This window comes from Acinetobacter sp. N1-1, assembly GCF_056711485.1.
This window is the reverse complement of sequence record NZ_JBWXUO010000010.1, coordinates 1-579: the sequence shown is the minus strand read 5'-3', so window position 1 is coordinate 579 and position 579 is coordinate 1. Positions and strand designations below refer to the sequence as shown.

Here is a 579-nt window from a genome sequence, read left to right as displayed (position 1 = left end):
GTAAAGGTTGAAGTACCTAGCTTTGTGAGCTGTTTATCTAATGAAGACTACAACAAGAAATATGGAACAGCCCTTCAGGACGTACCGATGATGAACAAAGCGATTCGCTATGCTCAACCGAGTGATTTAGAAAGATACCAACAAAAACAAGAAATGACCGCAGAAATTAATCGTATACGTGCAGAAAACCGCTATGAGTTATATAAACCGTACTATGAACTTGAGCTTGATAAACAAAGAAAATTAGAAAGAGAACAGCAGCATAATTATCAACAAACGCAAACTAGGGACAATGGTGGCCCTAGTTTTTAATGATTTTACGGTGCTTGAATAGTCAGTTTTAGGCCAATGGCATTCACTACACGATTAATTGTATCAAAGCGAGGTGCTGAGTTCTGGCGTAATGCTTTATACAATGCTTCACGTCCAATACCAGCGTCATTGGCGATTTGAGTCATTCCTCGTGCTTTAGCAATAACGCCTAGTGCATGAGCCAATTCAGCAGGATCATTGTCTTCAAGAACCATATTGAGATACATCACAATATCTTCTTCAGTTTTGAGGGACTCAGCCATATCA

Annotated in this window: 1 protein-coding gene and 1 pseudogene; one reads left to right on the top strand and one right to left on the bottom strand. The window is 39.4% G+C overall.

Annotation, left to right across the window (positions count from 1 at the left end; all coding sequences use genetic code 11):
• Positions 1-312, top strand: a pseudogene (locus AC1MPL_RS00250) (MobA/MobL family protein); the annotation flags it as partial.
• Between the two features lie 5 nt (positions 313-317).
• Here AC1MPL_RS00250 and AC1MPL_RS00245 read toward each other — a convergent pair.
• Positions 318-579 (bottom strand): addiction module antidote protein (locus tag AC1MPL_RS00245; protein ID WP_479763303.1); only part of this gene is annotated, 262 nt, incomplete at its 5' end.